Here is a 3,144-nt window from a genome sequence, read left to right as displayed (position 1 = left end):
GAGGCCATAAACCACAGCAGCACTAGAGCAATAGGCAGCGCAGCCCAAATAGTTTTACGATTCATATTTTTCATAATGCATTACCTAGTAGATCAGTCCTTGCTCTTTCGCTTCGTTAACTTGTTTCTCAGCCTGGGAAGGGTCCCATTGAGGATTAGAAATAGTCAAACGATAAAGCGCCAGTGGATCTTGTAGCTCGGTACACTGCTTTTTCTCGCATGCATAAAGACTATCTGGCTCTATTTTAACTATGGTCATCGGAAGCCCGGTTTTGTCCAACGTTGCGGTATCAAAACGCTGATCACCACGAATCCAATACCAGCCTTTTTTTAGCTTTTCAATACTTTCTAGGTGCATCTCATAAGGCCACGAAACTAAAGCCTTACCATTTTTTTCTCCAGTTACCTCTACCAATGTTGAAATTGGCATCGTTATGCCACGTTGTAAAACACGTGCGTATTCAGACAATCCTGAAAAATCATTTCTCACATTTCGGTAGATATGCTCATGTAAATTATTCCCCTCTGATAGATTTTTTTCTAATAAAAGCTGATATTGCCTTAGTCTACTTTGCTCATTGCTGGCGTTCTCACGTAACTGCCTTTCTATCTTTTGTTTTTCTGCACGCGCTTGAGCCTGTTGACGCATTTGCTTGAGACGCTCCTCTTCCTCTAAACGCCTGCGTTCACGCTCTTGTTCGCGCTCAAGCTCTTGCTGAGCTTTAGCCTCACGCTCAAATAAATAATTACTAGCCCCTTGCATATTATATGTCCACGGGCCATAGGGCGAGCGATAAGAATTTCGTGAGCGCCTTGCATCGATCTCGTAGAGCACACCATTTAAATAGCGATTAGCCAAACCATTCTCCGGATCATCCGCAAAGCGTATAGAAACTCGATTTAAGTGCTCCGAATTAAATACACGAGGAATATAGCTCACCGCACTATCAATTTGCTGGGCAATATCATTGGCCTGTTTAAAGGATTCGGTACTACCTGTTAAAACATGAAGCTCATCAGGTATACGCCACAGCCCCAGCCCATCATGATTTTGTATACGAGCTGGTACTAAGTAATGACTTTGCAACTTTTCGTCAGAGCCTACAGAAAACCAATAATTAGAGCCACCCCCATAGACAATCGCATCAGGGTGTAAGTGCCCCACATCGGAAATAAAAGGAATTCCATTCACCGCATATACATCTATAGCTCTGGTCAAGGCCGCCCCATCTGATCGCATGAGCTGCAAGGTTCCCTGACCTTGTAAATAGCCCTCCTGGGTACATGTGAGCTTGTTGGAAACTAACTGTATGTACTCATCCTGAGTACCGAAGTTAAAAGCACTATACAACACACAACCATTTTGATCTTTACGCGTTGAAAGCCCACTGATCAACTCTTTACGTTGCTCTTCTGTAGGAGGCGCCCACCGTCCAACGGCAAAGGCACTTAAAGGTGTAAACAAAGCTGTCTGTTTTTGCTCATCTACAGATAGCTCAGTTATATCGGTCTTATCTTCAGCCTGCGCTAGGCCTTTTGATTCACTTGGCTCTTTTGGCTTTTCTTCAGTTTTTGCAGATTCTGCAATAATAAGTTCAGGTGCATTTGCTTTTACCGCTGATGCCGCCTCAATATTTTTATCCTTTTTAGCTATTTGAACCTCTTCTTGCTGCTGCGTATCCCCATTTTTTGTCTTATTGTCTTTGGCAGATATTACAGCCTCTGGTTTTGTTTGTTCTGGCTCAAACAAACTATACGCCCACTGCGTACTGGCCTTAGCTTGGCCTTCAGCTATCTGCTTTCCTGTAGCATCAAAAAAAGTCCAGTCAAAGAGTGATGCTTGGGGACACTGCGCCGCAAATAAGCCGCCTAACTTGGGTAATAACTGAGCAAAACCGTCTAGACTGGCTTGTGGGCCACCAACTACTCGAGCTTTAAGCCTCTGTTGGCACCAATTGGATTGTGTATAACCATCTAAAAAAATTTCAATATCATCTTTTTGAGAAAAAGCGAGACGATACGTATCCTGTGCTGATGCGTTTGCTACCGTTAAAGCAGACGCAACCAGCACATAGAGTGCTTTGTATTTCATTGTGACTTATCCTATTTGCCAAGCACCATCTGCGCCTTGGCACGCATCAATGGTTTTACTTTCATTACCTTTAGTCGTTTGCAAATCGTATTGCATAGTGCGGCATGTTGTTTGCACAGCCACTTTATCTGACACAGCTTGTTTAGGTTCGAAAGTATCCAGATCAAAACCCTGAGTATTAGCCTGAGCGACTGAAATAGTGTCTAAGTCGGTGCCCTGTTGCTCTACCTTTGCCTTATTACTAGCGGTCTGTACGGGTTGAACTAATGGAGCATGTACATAACCGACCACAGTTCCCTTGCGCCCTACGGCAATCCAGTTATTTTTTGTTTTACCTAAGGCCGTAAAGCTTTGGCCTGCCAAAAACCCACCAACCTTCTCATCTGACGTACTTGGCCCAGCACGTAAGTTCACTGATTTAACCGCTTCGTAGGGAGCATTTAGAGCCGTTAATTCATTTACTTTTTGAATAGTTGGAGCTCGTTTTACGGTTGTCTCTTGCGTCACCGTTTTGCTAGATACTGGGCGTATAACAGCGGATGCACCGCTATGATCTGATGTCCAATTTACCGTTGCTCCCGTTTGTAGTGCCTCGTGTGTACTTGCAGCCAAAGCTTGACGATCTTTCTCATCAAGATTAGATCCAATCCAATTACCTAAAGCGCTACCAGCCAGCGCCCCTACCAAGGTTGCAATCACACGACCAGAACCTCCTCCAATTTGGCTACCTAATAACGCGCCACCTACCGTACCAATTACAGTGCCCCACGTTTGTTTATTCCCCCAAGAACCACCATCTGTGGTTGCACACCCAGTTAAACCCACTGCACTAATAGCTAAAACTGCTGTCAACTTTTTAAGCTTCATCACCGGCCACCTAGAATAAAAATAGACCTCTAATTGTACACAATGTCACGCTTTATATACCCAACAATATAAAGAAAACCAAATAAAAACTTATACAAATAAAAGACTTAGATTACACAATAGAGCTAGAAACCAAACCAAGCTACGCAATAACGCCTTATCAAATAAATAAGCAATTAGATACAC

Annotated in this window: 2 protein-coding genes; both read right to left on the bottom strand. The window is 43.5% G+C overall.

Going from position 1 to position 3,144, the window contains the following annotated elements; translation table 11 throughout:
- Nucleotides 1-84: 84 nt before the first annotated feature.
- Complete coding sequence (locus tag Q1V74_RS10625) at nucleotides 85-1,749, bottom strand: hypothetical protein (protein ID WP_300648777.1); 1,665 nt, start codon at nucleotides 1,747-1,749, stop codon at nucleotides 85-87.
- Between the two features lie 348 nt (nucleotides 1,750-2,097).
- A complete protein-coding gene (locus Q1V74_RS10620; protein ID WP_300648775.1) occupies nucleotides 2,098-2,958 on the bottom strand; it encodes an SH3 domain-containing protein in 861 nt (286 codons plus the stop codon).
- Between the last annotated feature and the right edge of the window lie 186 nt (nucleotides 2,959-3,144).

The sequence above is a fragment of the Paenalcaligenes sp. genome (assembly GCF_030152715.1).
Classification (GTDB): Bacteria; Pseudomonadota; Gammaproteobacteria; order Burkholderiales; family Burkholderiaceae_B; genus Paenalcaligenes; species Paenalcaligenes hermetiae.
This window is presented reverse-complemented; position numbering and strand designations above follow the sequence as displayed.

Coding starts and splice junctions, on each gene's coding strand:
- Q1V74_RS10620 (WP_300648775.1), bottom strand. CDS start 2,958: ATGAAGCTTAAAAAGTTGACAGCAGTTTTAGCTATTAGTGCAGTGGGT.